The organism is Desulfolithobacter sp. (assembly GCF_054025815.1).
The window spans coordinates 46,472-61,408 of sequence record NZ_JBPMMS010000010.1; the positions used below are offsets into that span (position 1 = coordinate 46,472).

General features: G+C 55.6%; 10 protein-coding genes and 2 tRNA genes. 3 read left to right on the forward strand and 9 right to left on the reverse strand.

All coding sequences use genetic code 11. The features are described from left to right. Positions 1–17 precede the first annotated feature (17 nt). The 8 genes from ACXJJY_RS01820 to rdgC form a co-directional block, all read right to left on the reverse strand. The gene (locus tag ACXJJY_RS01820) at positions 18–326 is read right to left on the reverse strand and encodes a YnbE family lipoprotein (RefSeq protein ID WP_456385000.1); all 309 of its coding nucleotides are present in this window, start codon (positions 324–326) and stop codon (positions 18–20) included. Then, positions 323–2,839 carry an intermembrane phospholipid transport protein YdbH family protein gene (locus ACXJJY_RS01825; RefSeq protein ID WP_456385001.1) on the reverse strand — a complete coding sequence of 839 codons (2,517 nt, stop codon included), beginning with the start codon at positions 2,837–2,839 and terminating at the stop codon, positions 323–325. Before ACXJJY_RS01825 ends, ACXJJY_RS01820 begins: the two co-directional genes overlap by 4 nt. A gap of 71 nt (positions 2,840–2,910) precedes the next feature. Continuing rightward, positions 2,911–6,726: a phosphoribosylformylglycinamidine synthase gene (gene purL / locus ACXJJY_RS01830; RefSeq protein WP_456385002.1), complete on the reverse strand. Its 3,816-nt coding sequence runs from the start codon at positions 6,724–6,726 to the stop codon at positions 2,911–2,913. 284 nt (positions 6,727–7,010) lie between these two features. After that, positions 7,011–8,231 (reverse strand): radical SAM family heme chaperone HemW, encoded by a 1,221-nt coding sequence (gene hemW, locus ACXJJY_RS01835; RefSeq protein ID WP_456385003.1) that lies wholly within the window; start codon positions 8,229–8,231, stop codon positions 7,011–7,013. Next, the gene (radC, locus tag ACXJJY_RS01840; RefSeq protein ID WP_456385004.1) at positions 8,197–8,934 is read right to left on the reverse strand and encodes a RadC family protein; all 738 of its coding nucleotides are present in this window, start codon (positions 8,932–8,934) and stop codon (positions 8,197–8,199) included. Before radC ends, hemW begins: the two co-directional genes overlap by 35 nt. Before the next feature lie 91 nt (positions 8,935–9,025). Further along, entirely contained in the window at positions 9,026–10,447 is a 1,422-nt protein-coding gene (gatB, locus tag ACXJJY_RS01845; RefSeq protein WP_456385005.1) for an Asp-tRNA(Asn)/Glu-tRNA(Gln) amidotransferase subunit GatB, read from the reverse strand. Positions 10,448–10,500: 53 nt separating this feature from the next. After that, the gene (locus ACXJJY_RS01850) at positions 10,501–11,040 is read right to left on the reverse strand and encodes a hypothetical protein (RefSeq protein WP_456385006.1); all 540 of its coding nucleotides are present in this window, start codon (positions 11,038–11,040) and stop codon (positions 10,501–10,503) included. A 140-nt stretch (positions 11,041–11,180) separates the two neighbouring features. After that, positions 11,181–11,759, reverse strand: coding sequence for a recombination-associated protein RdgC (gene rdgC / locus ACXJJY_RS01855; protein WP_456385007.1), 579 nt, complete (start codon positions 11,757–11,759; stop codon positions 11,181–11,183). 299 nt (positions 11,760–12,058) lie between these two features. On the opposite strand from rdgC, the gene ACXJJY_RS01860 reads away from it, so the two are divergent. After that, positions 12,059–12,134: transfer RNA gene (locus ACXJJY_RS01860), tRNA-Lys, on the forward strand. An 18-nt stretch (positions 12,135–12,152) separates the two neighbouring features. Next, positions 12,153–12,230: transfer RNA gene (locus tag ACXJJY_RS01865), tRNA-Glu, on the forward strand. A gap of 171 nt (positions 12,231–12,401) precedes the next feature. Here ACXJJY_RS01865 and nadB read toward each other — a convergent pair. After that, the gene (gene nadB / locus ACXJJY_RS01870) at positions 12,402–14,027 is read right to left on the reverse strand and encodes an L-aspartate oxidase (protein ID WP_456385008.1); all 1,626 of its coding nucleotides are present in this window, start codon (positions 14,025–14,027) and stop codon (positions 12,402–12,404) included. A 139-nt stretch (positions 14,028–14,166) separates the two neighbouring features. Here nadB and ACXJJY_RS01875 point away from each other — a divergent pair, with 139 nt between their 5' ends. After that, positions 14,167–14,934 carry a ParA family protein gene (locus ACXJJY_RS01875; protein ID WP_456385113.1) on the forward strand — a complete coding sequence of 256 codons (768 nt, stop codon included), beginning with the start codon at positions 14,167–14,169 and terminating at the stop codon, positions 14,932–14,934. The last annotated feature ends 3 nt before the right edge of the window (positions 14,935–14,937 follow it).

A 14,937-nucleotide genomic window follows, 5' to 3' on the forward strand; every position in this document is an offset into this window, starting at 1 on the left:
GTTTTCAGGCTCATAACTCAAAACAGCCCGCTGTCTTCACTGAGCACCTCATCAATCTCGCGATCTATCTTGACCCGAATCTGATGCTCGATCTTGATGTTCATGTTAATTGTGATCGGCTCCCTGGGTGCTTCCACCCGCACAGTGGGCGAGCACCCGGCAACAAGTGTCAGCAGGCAGGCCAGGCCACATATTATCACGCTTGTACCGGTGTTGTGGCGAATCAGGTCTGAAAACGGCTGTCTCCACAACCGGTTCGACAAAACACTCAAACAGTTTTCATACTGCTGCATGACATGCACCTCACGAAAAATATCGGATTTCACCTTTTCATCCCCCTGCGGTAGCCCTGCTCGGCGCGCCTGGATATATCCGCATCTATCTTTTCTGTATAGCTCAGACTCCGCAGGAGAGAAAGAAGATTCTGGCTTGTGTTTATGTTGAGGTGAACAGGACGGTCCGGGTCAAGTTCCGGGCTTTTACCCTTGAAATGAAAGTTCAGATCAAGGGTTCCGTCTGGCAAATAACTCACCTCGACATCAAGATTCCTGTAGTGCAACTCTCTGAGCGCCCTGAGCGTAATCCCGGTTAACCCCTGCTTATCGTAATCCTTTTCCGGTCGATACCTGATAACTCCACCGGGGGGCTCGGCAACCAAGCGGCCATCACGGACACGCACATCCAAGCCCCGAACATGGATCGGCAGCAACCCGCTGACACTCCCGCTCACCTCAAGACCTGATACAGGATACAGCTTGAGAATCTCTTCAAGGTCAACCTGGCGCAGATTCAGGGTAAAATCAGCCGTGCGGCTCACCAGGTCATATTTGATCCGCGGGGCAACCACAAGGCCGTTGAAAAGTGCGGCGCGCAGGTTTTCAAGTACCACCTCAGGACCATCACTCTCTCCGTTCTTCAGCTCGGTAAAGGCCTCCACTCCGGTTACTTCGACACGCCCGGGCAAGGTGATCTTTTCACAGCGCACCATCCCGGGCCGCAGGGTTGAGATGTCGGGAAGCAGACGCAATTCCTGCTCCAGATCCAGACCCGTAAACTGCACTGTTTTTCCAATCGTTCCCCTGGCTCCGGTCAGCCCGAAGCGCGTGCTAAGCCATATTCCCTGTCCCGGAACACGGGAAAAAACAGCCCCGGCCTCAAGAGCTCCTGCCTCCAGATCCACGGGCAGCGGCCAAGGATCGACCAGAGCACTTAAAGACACACCCTCACCAAGGACAATGGGAGCCCGGGTCCGGAGCCGACCCTGCACCTGTCCGGATCCCGTTTCCAGGGCAAGATCAACGGCCAGCCGGCCAGGAGTGTTTTCCGGGGAAAAGAGCAGCTCAAGGGCAAGCTTTTTTTCGTCTCCATGGACCTTGGCCGCAAGATCGGTCAGGGTGGTGGAGAAAGGCCCGCCCAGGGACAACCGCGAACTGCTGATTCCGGCCTGTACCGTCCAGGTGTCGTGTCTGCCCTCAAGGACATCAAGACGAATCTCCAGAGGGTTATCCTCCACAACCAGCCAGGGTTCCTGTCTCACACCGGTACAGTCCAGCAGCCAGTCAGACGGCGCCACCTGCCAGGAAAAAGGCGCTCCGGATGACAGGACAAGGAGAGCAGGCCACGCTGGAGTAAGGCGTATCCGCTCTGCCCGGAACGTGTCCAGACGACATCCGGAAGCCTGGCAAAAAAAATCCCTTCCCAACTCGAGGCGCCATTGTTTCTCCTCCTCGGTAAACGTGAAATCGGGCCGGACCGTAATCCCGGTCACCTCCAGATTACCCCGGGACAGGTCTGCCAGGTGCCAGTCTCGCTCCGGTTGCAGTCGAATCCGCCACCGACCGTTGCGCTGCTCTGCCAGGCCATCCAGGATCAGACCGGCCCGGCGCACATGGAGGGTGGAGGAGCGCAGGTCCCGGAGATCAAGCTCCAGATCCGGGCCAAGCCGGATCAGACTGTTGTCTTTACCGGTAAACTCCAGGCTGCCAGTCAGATGCAGGGAGCCGATCCCAAGACCGTGCGTCTGAAGTCTGTCAACTCCGGCATCGACAGTGAGCAATAACCTGGAGCCGGAATGCAGGGGAAAGCTCACCCGACCCAGAAAACCACCATCCAGAGCCGGCAAGGAATACAGGGGCGCAAACCACTCTCGAAGCGCATCCAGCTTTCCCTGCCAGGCAAGACCAAGCCGCTCACCCTGCTCTGCGCGAAGGGCCAGATTAACGGCAGGGTGATAGCGGGACTTGAGCACGAGCTGGGCCTCAAGGCCCTGCTCCCCGACAAGGGAAAAACGAATGTTACGGCGAATGGATGGCAGATCGACATCGGCAAGAAGACGGTCTGGATCATGACGGACCGTGAGTGTGATCACCCGCCTGCCAGGAGACAGACCCGGAGGATCGCGGAAAACAAGCCGGTCGATTCGTAGGTATTGCAGGGGAAGATATTCCAGCCAATCGGCCTGAAGCAGGGTCGAAATACCGGAGAGATCCAGGGGTTCCCGGGATGAATCGTTGGCCCGGGGATGAAACAGTATAACGGCCGAGCGAACAGTGACCTTGTCAACTCGCCTCTGTTTCCATAAAGTTTCCGGCTGGAATGTGACATACAGGCCGTTGAGCTCGATGTCAAAGCTCATGCCGGAGGCAGTCCTGGTCAAACAAAGGCGCTCAATGGAAAACGATTCACTGTTCAGGGCCGCGACCTTTACCTCAATCGCTGAAAATCCGGCCCGGTCAAGGAGGCTGGTCGCGAGAAAGGAGGCCAGCCTGGCGCGCCCGAGCCAGAGCGCACTGGCAGCCAAAACAATGAATAGCAGGAAGATACCAGTAACTCTGCGCATAACCGGCTCCCTGTATCACAGGACAAGAGTGATGCCGACCGGTTGGGCGACATCAAAGCCCCGGCCCGTCCTTATCTTTCCATGCACCAGGAATAGGCATTTTGAAACATCTTAAGCCAGGGCGAGACGTTCAGCTCGCTCTTCATATCTTCCGGCAGCCAGTGACACTGCCAGGGCAAAAAGGCGCGCTCCGGATGGGGCATCAAGGCCAGATGTCGTCCGTCGGGCGAACAGAGCCCGGCAAGGCCACCTGGTGAGCCGTTGGGATTGAAGGGATAGCGCTCGGTGGGCCTCCCCGAGTCATCCACATACACCAACGGAACCAGGTTCTGTTCCAGGACCTGGGCGTGCACGTTTGCATCCGGAAAGTGAAGCCGCCCTTCACCGTGATCCACATGTATACCAAAGACCAGTTCTTCCATGCCACGCATCATGATGGACGGGCTGTCCTGAACCCTGACCGTTACCCAGCGGGACTCGAACCGTCCCGATATATTACGGACAAATCGGGGCTGCCGCCCGGCACCCAGTCCCTGCCAGGGTACCCAGCCCAGGAGTCCAAAAAGCTGACAGCCATTGCAGATCCCCAGGGAAAAGGTGTCGGGCCGCTCGTAAAATTCCTGAAACATCTTCTGCAGCCGTTCGTTCAACAGGATGGTAGCGGCCCACCCCTTGGCCGATTCAGGGACATCAGCATAGGAAAAGCCACCTACCGCGGCCAGGCCCAGAAAATCCTTGAGGTCAACCAGGCCACTGAGCAGGTCGGTCATGGTGATATCCCAAGGCTCAAAACCAGCGGCATAAAAGGCTGCGGTCATCTCCCGGTCCGAATTAGAACCCTCGTCCCGGAGAATAGCCACTTTCGGCTTGACATCAGCGGACAAAACCGGGTCTGGAGTAGGCTTCGGGGTAAAGGGGAGCTTGTAGACCGGCCCACTGCGATCATAAATGGTTTCCCTTTCCTCGTCGGCACAGGCCGGATTCACCTGCAGCCGTTCCAGCTGATAGGAAGTCTCTTCCCACCACTGGCGCAACTCGCGCATGTCCTCGTCGAGGACAGTGTCCCCGTTGACCCGGATGCGTACCTGTTTGTCGGCCTGGCTGCGGCCAAGGATCGTTACCGGAACCTCTCTGGCCGCAAACACGGTGCGAACCGCGTCCGGATCTCTACATTCCATGACCAGGCCCAATTCTTCGGAAAAAAGATGCTCCAGGGCTGAACCGGGGCCTTCCACTTCCAGATCCAGACCACAGTTGCCGGCAAAGGCCATCTCCAGTACCGTGGTGATCAATCCCCCGTCGCTGCGGTCATGACCGCCCAGCAACAGATCCCTGTCCAGACACTCCTGTACTGCTTCAAAGGCACGCCGGACCAGCTCGGGATCGTCCAGGTCTGGAGAGGTGTCGCCCACCTGGCCAAGTACCTGGGCCAGAGCCGTGCCGCCAAGTCGGTTCCTGCCCTGCCCCAGATCAACAAAGAGAAGCATGGAGCCAGGCTCCTTGATATCCGGGGTCACCACCCGGGTAATGTCGGGCATGGCTCCGTAGGCGGAAATGACCAGAGACCTGGGAGACTTGACTGTCTCTTCGCCGACCATGGTGGCCATGGACAGAGAATCCTTGCCGCCGTCCACCGCCATGCCAAGCGGGATCATCACATCACGCATGGCCCGGGCCGCATCATAGATAGCCGCTCCCTCACCGGGCAGCTTGGGGGCCCACATCCAGTTGGCCGAGCACTTGATTTCCTCGATATCCCGAACCCTGGCCCAGACCAGGTTGGTGAGCGACTCTCCCACCGCCATCCGTGCCCCGGCTGCCGGATCCACCAGCATCTTGATCGGCTGCTCACCGATGGCAAAGGCCCCTCCGCTGGAGCTGAAATGGGACTGGGCCACCACAGCCACGTCACTGACAGTAAGCTGAAGTGGACCGCAGCATTGCTGCCGGGCCACAAGGCCGGTTACGGCCCTGTCCACCTTGTTGGTCAGAAACCGCTTGGAACCCACGGAAACAAGCCGCATAACGTTGCGCAAGGCCTCGCGAACCTCCAGCTTCCCGGGTATCTGCAGGGGACGCAGTCCAGGATCCACATGGCTGTCGGTAAAGGTCTTCTGGGGAATATCCCCCAGAAGTTCGTTGAGCTCCAGATCCACAGGGGTTGAATCGTCGCGCTCGTCGTGCACCACGAAGCGCAGATCACCGGTCACCTCGCCCAGAATCTCGCAGGCCACTTTTTCCCGCTCGCAGATGGCCTGGAACTTTTGAATATTTTCTGGACGAATCAGGAACCCGTTGCGCTCCTGATACTCGGCCACATAAATCTCCAGCACCGACATGGTCGGATCCCCCACCCGGATGTTGCGGATCTCGATCCGGCCGCCGGAGTGCTCCACCAGCTCCTTGAGTACGTTGGCCGGGCCACCGGCACCCTGGTCATGGATCACATCGACAAGGGTCTTGTCTCCCATCTCGTTGCAGGCCCGAATGACCCGGTTCATCTTCTGCTCCATCTCGGCGTCACCGCGCTGGACAGCGTCAAAATCCAGTTCAGATACATTTTCTCCCTGGAGCATGGAGGAAGCGGCTCCACCACCAAACCCGACCCGGTACGCCGGTCCGCCCACCTGGACAATAAGCATACCTTTTTGCTCTTCGCCCTTTTCCGTATGGAGGTCATCGATCTGACCGATACCGCCGGTGAACATGATGGGTTTGAGAAAGCCCCACCGTTCACCCGAGGGCAGGCGCATGTCAAAGGAACGGGTAAAACCCTGGATCAGCGGTTCGCCGAACTTGTTGCCGTAATCCGAAGCCCCGTTACTGGCTTCGATTTCAATTTCCAGGGCCGAAGCCAGGTTGTCCGGACAGGGCAGTGGACGACCGTTTTCATCCCCTTCCCACACCATCTCGTATCCAGGGATGTGGAGGTTGGCCACACAGTAACCTGCGGTTCCGGCACCGACAAAACCGCCCTTGCCTGTGGCCTGGACGTCACGTATCCGGCCCCCGGTCCCGGTCTCTGCCCCGGGAAAGGGAGCAACGCCAGTGGGAAAATTATGGGTCTCGGCAGTGAAAATCACATGACAGGTGGGACTGACAGGGTTGAAAGGCGACGGCTCTCCCGGCCGCACGGGATAGACTGTGGAGACAGTGTAGCCGCGCACTGCACTGGAGTTGTCCTTGAAGGCGATGACCGAGCCCTTTGGGTTGGCCTTGAGGGTATCGGTGACCAGGTCGAACAGGGTTTTCTCCTGCTCCTCGCCGTCGATCACCTGACGTCCGCGGAAAAAGCCGTGCCGGGAATGCTCGGAGTTTGCATTGTTGAGATCCATGATCTCGACAATGGTGGGATTGCGGTGGTGCTTGTTGACGAAATAGTCATAGTAGAAGTTGCGGTCCCGCTCATCCATGGAGATACCCGGGATCTCCAGAAGCGCATCAGGTCCCTTGCCCATGAGATCCACTTCGTAGACCGGCTCCGGTTCCATACCGCTTTCAAAGGTTGTCAGCGGCCGAGGATAAGGGCACTCGGTCATCCGGTCGTGATGGGCCCGGACAAAGGACTCCAGATCCTCGCCCTCCGGAACCAGGTAGCGGCGGGAACGTTCCACCCTGGTGATGCAGTCCAGGCCTGTGGCCCGGCAGATGGAGACCATGTTGGAGGACCAGGCTGTGGCAAAGTTGAGCCGCGGCCCCACCTCAACCACCCGCTCCCCGATCAGAGTCGGCTTGTCGGACACGGTTTCGGGCAAAAATCCCTCGGCCAGCAGCAATCGCAACCGGTCAAACTCGTTTTCTCCGAGAACACGACTGGACTCCACATTGAAACAGTATTCGAAATCCCTATCAATTTTTCTGTACAGTTGACTGACAATACTACCCATGATCCCTTTCCTCTGGTGGTGAACCCGAAACTCTTTCTTCCTGGTGCCGGAGCTGCGGTTGCGACCGTTTTATTCCGCTTAACTCAGGTTTTGTTCTTTGAATGATGTCTTGCAAGTGAGAATTTTCAAACGAAGAAACCTTTTCAAAAAGTACCATAATTCTGCAAATCAAACCGGGCGCCTTGCACAGCGCCACTGGCAACATGCCTTAAAAAACACCTGTAATCAGATATCTTGTGCAAGGTGCCCGATGCAAAAGCACCTGACTTGAGGTTGTACCCCATTTAGACCAACTCGGCCATAACAGTATTGGCAAGCCGAAGCCCTGCCGGACTCAGGCGGAGATAGTCTCCGGCCCATTCCACCAGGCCTGCCCCCCTGAGCCGCTCAAGCACAGACCCGTAGAACGTCTCGATATCCAGGCCGAAACGCTCCTGCAACCTGGTCCGCGAGACCCCGCGCACCAGGCGCAGTCCCATGATAACAGTTTCCCGCAAGCGGCCCTCCAGGTCCAGGGTCTCGCTCTCCACCCACACCCGACGCCATCCGGGACCAATCTTCTCATCCAGCAGGAGTCGGCAGTAGGCATCCACATCCTCGATGGCAGTCAACCTGGTGTTGCCAAGAAACGAGACCGCCCCGGGTCCGATACCAATATAGTTGGAATTATACCAATACTTCAGATTATGACGACAGGCAAAACCAGGGCGGGCATAATTTGATATCTCATAGCGGTTCAAGCCGGCAGCCGCGGTTTTCCATTGTGTCAATTCCATCATCTCACAGATGATCTCTTCCTGAGGAAGGTGCAAATCATCCTGCCTGTCCCGGAGATAAAACGACGTGTTTTTCTCCAGGGTCAGCTCATAAATGGAGAGATGGTCTGGTTCCAGGGCCAGGGCCTCCTCCAGGGTTCGACGCCAGGAACGGGGGTCCTGACCCGGGAGACCAAACATCAGGTCCAGGCTCAGATTGGAAAATCCTGCTTCCCGGGCCCATTGTACCGTGCGCCTGGCCTGGTCCCTGTCGTGTATCCGGCCAAGACGATGAAGTTCCCTGTCATCCAGGGACTGAACCCCAATGGAAATGCGGTTGAACCCTGCCCGTCGCAGCAGGAACAGGTCTTCCCGGTCCACGGTGCCCGGATTGACCTCCAGGGAAATCTCGACAGATTCCTGTGCAAGGGGAAATGATTTCAGGCAACCGGTCAGCAGTTTCACCAGCAGGGGAACAGGGAGGGCCGTCGGAGTACCACCGCCGAAAAAAATCGTATCCACCGGGTGCCGGGACAACACAGCGTCCCCCTCCCCTGCCCCGGTCGCAACACGCTCCATCTGGACAAGGGCCGCATGGACATAACGCTGCTGCAGATTCCTGCTGTCGGCTTTGGCGACAGAAAAAAAACTGCAGTATGGGCACTTGCTCACGCAAAACGGCACATGGACATAAAGGCCGATGGCCTGGACAGGTTCAGGCAAGGGAGCTGGTGATCTTTCGGCATTCATCCCGGATGATATCCATCAAACCATGGTCCGCAAAACTGTAGACCTGATCTTCATGACCAACTATCAAGTGGTCCAGCAGCCTGATATGCATAAGAGAACAGATAAGATAGAGGGTTCGGGTGAGCTGATCATCCTGACTGGACGGCTTGAGGTTTCCCGAAGGATGGTTGTGGGCGATCACGAGCGCTGCAGCGTTACGGTCCAGGGCCGCCCTGACCACCTCGCGCGGATAGACGGTATTGACAGTCAGGGTTCCTTCCGAGAGAACCTCGCTGTCAATGATCCCCAGAGCCGCATCGAGGTAGAGAACGGTAAAGACCTCACGGGAAAGGCCCCGCATCGAGTGGATCAGATAATCGGCCACTTCCCCGGATGAGGAGATGTAGTTCCTGCCTATGATCCGTTGTTTGAGATAGCGCCTGGCCACGCCCTGGATAAACTGCAGGGCTAAGATATTTTTCGGCCCGATACCCTTGATTCGGAGGAGACGTTCACGGGGGGCGTCCAGAACGGCAGGCAGAGAGCCAAACTCCTTAAGCGCTGCCCGGGCCGGCCGCTTACAGTCTGTACGCGGGGTGCCGAAGGTGAGCAGCATCTCGATAATCTCGGCGTCGGAAAAGGCCTCGATACCCAGGTCAAGAAACTTGTCCCGCAACCGCTGCCGATGGCCCGCTCCCCTCTCCTGCCAGTCTTTCTTGTCCAAGGGATTCTGAGTCGCGTATGATGTTTATGGTGTCCCGGGATGACAGGTCGGCCGGAAACAAGTAGATTCTCTCCAGGCTGCCGCGGCCGGTTTACGAAAGTTCCTGCTGGAAAAGTTTGTTGGCCAGCTGCGGGTTGGCCTGCCCCTTGGTTTTTTTCATGAGCTGGCCAACAAAAAAACCGATCACCTTGGTCTTGCCCTCCCGGAACTGTCTGGCCTGGGCCGGATTGTCCTCGATGATTTCCCGAACATATGCAAGCAGCTCTCCCTCGTCGCTCATCTGCACCAGTCCCCTTTCCCTGACAATCACCTCGGGATCGCCCCCGGATTCAAGCATGTCACCAAAGACGGTTTTGGCTATTTTGCCGGAAATGGTTCCCTCTTCCACCATACCCAGCAACCGGCCAAGATGCGCCGGATCCACGGGACAGGAGCCGATACGATCCGGTCCGTACTCCCGGAGCAATTCCGTTCCGATGAAGTTGCAGAGCTTCTTGGCATTGGCAAACACGGCCAGGGCTGCCTCGAAAAAATCAGCCAGCTCCCTGGAGGTGGTAAGGAGGGTCGCATCGTATTCCGGCAGCCCCAGGGTCTCCATGAACCGCTGCCGCCGGGCATCAGGCAGCTCCGGCATATTCTCCCGCACTTCCTCGATCCAGGCCTCGTCCACCAGGACCGGAACCAAATCAGGATCAGGGAAATAACGGTAATCGTGCGCCTCCTCCTTGCCGCGCATGGGCTCGGTGCGGCCCATATCAGGATCCCACAACAGAGTCTGCTGAATCACCTCGCCACCGTCCAGGAGGATATCGCGCTGTCGACGGACCTCGTACTCCAGAGCTAACTGGACATTGCGAAAGGAGTTCATATTTTTAAGCTCGGTCCGGGTCCCGAACTCCTCCTGCCCCTTCGGCCGCAGGGAAATATTTGCATCACAGCGGAACGATCCCTCCTGCATGTTGCCATCACAAATATCCAGATAGCGAACAATGGCGTGCAGTTTGCGCAGATAAGCGGCCGCCTCTTCCGGTGAACGTATATCAGGTTCGGACACAATCTCCAAAAGAGGAGTTCCCGTCCTGTTGAGATCCACGTAGCTGACAGGATCCACTTCGTCGTGGACCAGTTTGCCCGCATCCTCTTCCATGTGAATTCGGGTGATACCGATGGTTTTTCTGTCTCCGCTCACCTCGATCTCGATGCGTCCGTGCTCGGCAATGGGAAGTTCGAACTGGGAGATCTGGTATCCCTTGGGCAGGTCCGGATAGAAGTAATTTTTGCGGGCAAAACGGTTTTCCCGGTTGATTTTCGAATCGGTCGCCAAAGCCAGCTTGATAGCCGAAGCAACCACTTCCCTGTTCAGGACCGGCAGCACCCCGGGCATTCCCAGGCATATCGGACAGACATGGGTATTGGGTGAGGCACCGAACTCGGTGGAACAGGAACAGAAAATCTTGCTCTTGGTCTTCATCTGGGCGTGTATTTCCAGCCCGATTACGGTTTCAAAGTCCATATATCCAGATTAAAGGTTGTGACTGTTAGAGACAAAATGGCCGGGGACCAGGATCAAGCGGAGACCTGGTTAACCCAGTCGCGGATATTTTTCAGTTCAGCGGGCCACAGATCCGAAACCCGGATCTCCAGAAACATCCGGTAGAGCTCGTCAATGAGTTCCGTCAGCTCTTCCAGGAGACTGATCCGCTCCAGGATGCGCCCTTCCAGGGATTCCGGATCGTCACCCTCATCTCCGGCGGCAACTGTCTTTGGCAAACGCACATTGCGAAACTCCATGGTCGCGGCGGTCAGGGTGACACTGTATTCATTGTCGCCACTTGCCAGACGTACTCTCGCCTGCTCCGGTTTCTTGCCCATGAGCAGGCCGGCCCGCGCCTCGCGCAGCTCAGTCTGCAACCCCCGGCAGATCACCTTTTCGCTGGCTTCACCCTCACCATACTCCAGAAGCATATGTTTTTCAAAGACCACAAGAATATCGCCTCGCCCGGGAATTTCGACACTGCCCCCGCGCTCTTCGGACTTGTACCAGAGCCAGGCCAGGAATTCCTGGCCTAAAAATCTTTTTTCCTGTATGAGATCAACTAAATCCATAGGTCCCCTTTTTTCACAAAATGGCCTCTCTCTTGACTGATGAGCTCGTACAAAATCCCATCACACCAGAACAGGATTCAGTGGCACACATGGGCCTTGACAGCCCGTTGAAAAACGTAACGAGCGAAGATAAGGCACACCTACACGAGTATTGCCGGACGGATCTCATCGAGTTTTGCCGCCCGGTCCTCATCGAGCAGGTGCTGCGCCGTATTCCACGGGATCTGCAGAACGATGGACATATCAAAGGTGTCGCGGAACAGCTCCTCAAGCAGAACCATAGCCTTCTTGGAGGTGGAAAAAAACAGCAGGGTTGAGTCGGCCAGGCTCCAGCAAAGATCGTAGACCACTGGAATAGGCGGGGACTTTCGCACCAGCTCGGTGCGAACCCGCTCCTTTATCTCCAGACGTACCGACCGGCTCAGCTTGGGAACCTGGCGTTCGGTCCGCACCCGCTCCTCCTCCTTGAGGACATACTTCTTCAGTACGGCCGACGACACCTTACGTTCATCGACCCTCATGGAAAGGACCACATAATCACCGGCCGCATAGGAACCATAGGCAAAATCACTGTCAAACATGTTGGCCACCGATACCCAGCCAATTGAATATTCATCCAGAGTATCGTCGATATCACGAAAGGAATGGGCTGCCACCCTTTCGGCGACAAAATCCCAGAAATTCCCAGGCGGTGGCTCTCCTTCAACCGCAAACCGCATAAACGTTGCGGATCCTGACATTAGCCCCATAATTATACCACTCCGTGAAGTTACGTCACACCATCATCCACCCTGCCAGTACAACAGCAGCAAGTCTGGAGACCGAACCATTTGCATATTTCGCAAAGACTTTGTACCATGAAGACCTGATATAGCAAACGACCGTCCAGCCAACAAGGCAAATCCGCATTGACCATACAAAGGAACAGAGATCACAGGTCAGATCGAAACAGAAAAAAACAACATTTTCTATTGACAGTTTTAACAAAAAAGAGTACAGAGTCTATTCCTTGAACAGGGGGTCGTTAACTCAGTCGGTAGAGTATCTGCCTTTTAAGCAGAGAGTCGCTGGTTCGAGCCCAGCACGACCCACCAAAACATACTGTATAACACGTCCCCATCGTCTAGTCAGGTCCAGGACACCGGCCTTTCACGCCGGCAACACCGGTTCAAATCCGGTTGGGGACGCCAGTCATGAAAAAGGAGTCAGCCAAGGTGGCAGACTCCTTTTTTTCTTATCACCAGCCAAGCCTTTCCAACTATCTTCTTTATCTTCCCCTGCACCACATTACCGCCAACACCTGGAAATAAGGATTTCATCAGCTATCTACAAAAAAAGCTATAATATCAATAAGTTACACGCTAGAATCCTGTCCCGTCCCGGTCCCGCTGGAGGATTGTATCCTTGCGAAAATTAAAATCATCCTTTTTGGGATAATCCACCATATAGTGTAAGCCCCGGGATTCTTTTCGCCGTCCGGCACAGCGGATTATCAATTCCGCGACCACAGCAATATTGCGGAGTTCCACCAGATCAGGGGTAAGGAGATAGTCGTGAAAATGTTCACGAATTTCTTCCAGAACCGGGCCTAGACGCCGGCGAACCAATTGCAGCCTCTTTTCTCGCCTGACAATTCCCACGTAATTCCACATAAGGCGCCGTATCTGATCCCAGTTATGACTGATGAGAACATTTTCCTCTATGGACCGAGCCTTGCCCGTCCTCCAGTCTGCGACCTGTACATCGCGACCCTCATGGACAATATTTTCCCAATGGTCTCGCAGCCAGAGAGCCGAGCGGTGAGCAAAGACCACTGCCTCGAGCAGGGAATTGGAAGCCAGCCGGTTTGCTCCATGCAGGCCTGTGCAGGAAACCTCCCCCAGGGCCAGAAGATTATCCACCGTACTCCTCCCCCACACATCCACAAGCACGCCGCCGCACATGTAATGCGCAGCCGGAACCACTGGTATTGGTTCCCGGGTTATATCCACACCATACTTCTTACAGGTTGCATAGATGGTAGGGAACCTCTCACGGACAAAATCAGCCGGTTTATGTGTAATATCCAGATAAACGCAGTCCGCTCCAGAGGACTTCATCTCCGCATCAATACCTCTGGCCACAGCGTCCCTGGTGGCAAGATCGCCCCGGGGATCGTACCGCTGCATAAAGGGTTCACCTTTTTCGTTAACAAGAACCCCTCCCTCCCCCCGTACTGCCTCAGAAACAAGAAAGTTTTTGGCCTCGCGATTAAAAAAACAGGTCGGATGAAACTGAACAAACTCCAGATTTGCAACCTCTGCCCCAGCGCGGTAAGCCATAGCCAAACCATCCCCTGTGGCAATGTCGGGATTAGTAGTATAAAGATACACCTTCCCACAACCACCTGTACAAAGCACGGTCACTGTTGCCCGCCAGGTCTCCACCTCCATTGTGCTCCTGTTCAACACGTACGCTCCCAGGCACCGATCTCGACCATTTACCGGTCGTCCTTTGGCTTTAGATTCCAACAGAAGATCTATCGCCAAGTGATCTTCCAGTACCCGAATATGAGGGTTCTCCTCAACCCTGGCCAACAGGGCCCGCTCGATTTCCCTACCTGTAAGATCAAAAGCGTGGGCCACCCGACGCGCTGAGTGCCCCCCTTCCATACCCAAATCAAACTCCTCTCCACCTTCCCCCTTCTGAAACGCAACCCCGAAACCCACCAACTCCCGCACCCGTTCAGGACCCTCTTCCACCACCAGCCGCACAACATCTTCGTTACACAACCCGTCTCCTGAGCGCAGCGTATCAGCCAAGTGCAACTCTGTCGAATCCCTCCCCGAAAGTACAGCGGCCACCCCGCCCTGAGCCAGGTTGGTCGCCGTGTCCACCCTGTCTTTCTTGGTTATCAATGTTACCTGACAGCGACCCGCTACCTTGAGAGCAAAAGAAAGACCCGCCACCCCACTGCCTACAACCAATACATCCGCCCAGTGACACATAAGGATATCCCGTATGGTTTCAGAAAAAGAACCAATGTTTCACGTGAAACATCAAGAAAAATGTTCACCCTAAAAAGAGAGTATAGTATACTCCCGGCAAACACGGTTAACAAGCTTACGGTATCTGTCCATGAAAAAGATGCAAACGAAAATCGTTGCCCTGGCCAATCAGAAGGGTGGGGTGGGGAAGACCACTACGGCCTTGAACCTTGGGGCGGCGGTTGCTGCCAAGGGAAAAAAGGTTTTGCTGGTCGATTCCGATCCCCAAGGTAATGCCTCAAGTGGGGTCGGCGTCTTCAGGTCGAATGAAGACAAACATCTCTACCACTGCTTCATGAACGACAGAGAAGCAACAGACTGTATTATGGCCACTGGCCTGAAAAACATGGATATCCTGCCGGGCTCCATCGACCTCGTAGGAGTGGAGATTGAACTTATCTCGGTGAAAAACCGTGAGAAACAACTGGCGAAAATCCTCAGGCCAGTGCGAGACAGGTACCACTATATCTTTGTTGATTGCCCGCCGTCTCTCGGGTTGTTGACCATTAATGGTCTGACAGCGGCGGACTCGGTTCTTATCCCTTTACAATGTGAATACTTTGCCCTCGAAGGACTGGCCCTGTTGGTCGAAACCATCCGCAAGGTCAAAAAAGGCCTGAACCGGGGCCTGTTTATCGAAGGCCTACTTATGACCATGTATGACCGCCGCAACCGGCTCACACATCAGGTAGCGAGTGAGATACAAAAACATTTCGGGGATCTGGTTTTCAAGACTGTGATCCCGAGAAATGTACGTCTCAGTGAAAGTCCCAGCCACGGTAAGACCATCCTTGAGTATGATAAATCAAGCACCGGGGCCAAAGCCTATATGAAACTGGCGAATGAATTTCTTCGGCGGAGTAAATAAACC

What these genes read in the sequence shown, in the direction of transcription:
- ACXJJY_RS01825 (WP_456385001.1), bottom strand. Translation starts at nt 2,839, where the DNA reads ATGCGCAGAGTTACTGGTATCTTCCTGCTATTCATTGTTTTGGCTGCC.
- purL (WP_456385002.1), bottom strand. Translation starts at nt 6,726, where the DNA reads ATGGGTAGTATTGTCAGTCAACTGTACAGAAAAATTGATAGGGATTTC.
- hemW (WP_456385003.1), bottom strand. Translation starts at nt 8,231, where the DNA reads ATGAATGCCGAAAGATCACCAGCTCCCTTGCCTGAACCTGTCCAGGCC.
- gatB (WP_456385005.1), bottom strand. Translation starts at nt 10,447, where the DNA reads ATGGACTTTGAAACCGTAATCGGGCTGGAAATACACGCCCAGATGAAG.
- ACXJJY_RS01850 (WP_456385006.1), bottom strand. Translation starts at nt 11,040, where the DNA reads ATGGATTTAGTTGATCTCATACAGGAAAAAAGATTTTTAGGCCAGGAA.
- rdgC (WP_456385007.1), bottom strand. Translation starts at nt 11,759, where the DNA reads ATGCGGTTTGCGGTTGAAGGAGAGCCACCGCCTGGGAATTTCTGGGAT.
- nadB (WP_456385008.1), bottom strand. Translation starts at nt 14,027, where the DNA reads ATGTGTCACTGGGCGGATGTATTGGTTGTAGGCAGTGGGGTGGCGGGT.
- ACXJJY_RS01875 (WP_456385113.1), top strand. Translation starts at nt 14,167, where the DNA reads ATGCAAACGAAAATCGTTGCCCTGGCCAATCAGAAGGGTGGGGTGGGG.